Raw genomic sequence first — 262 nt, forward strand, 5'->3', positions numbered from 1 at the left:
TACAGAGTAATGTGATTATTTTTATGAATGTAGCCCTCCTTGTGAGGGCTTTTTAGTATCTATAGGAGAGTAAATAATTATGGCTAATAAGAGCCGTCTTCGTGTATGGCATATCCCTCAAGTACCCGGCAAAGCCTTCTATGTTGAAGTAGATTCAGTAGAAGAAGGTGTACGTATCATTGATATACTAGCCAACTATGACCTATTCCAGTATGAGAACAACATCAAAGGTGATTACTGCAATGTCTGTCTCTTATACACA

1 protein-coding gene is annotated in these 262 nt (G+C 37.8%); it reads left to right on the forward strand.

Annotation, left to right across the window (positions count from 1 at the left end; genetic code table 11):
* Positions 1-79: 79 nt before the first annotated feature.
* A partial coding sequence (locus tag Y882_RS20350; protein ID WP_046973402.1) for a hypothetical protein occupies positions 80-262 on the forward strand: 183 nt, incomplete at its 3' end.

This window comes from Dyella japonica DSM 16301 (assembly GCF_001010355.1).
GTDB classification, from domain to species: Bacteria; Pseudomonadota; Gammaproteobacteria; order Xanthomonadales; family Rhodanobacteraceae; genus Dyella; species Dyella japonica.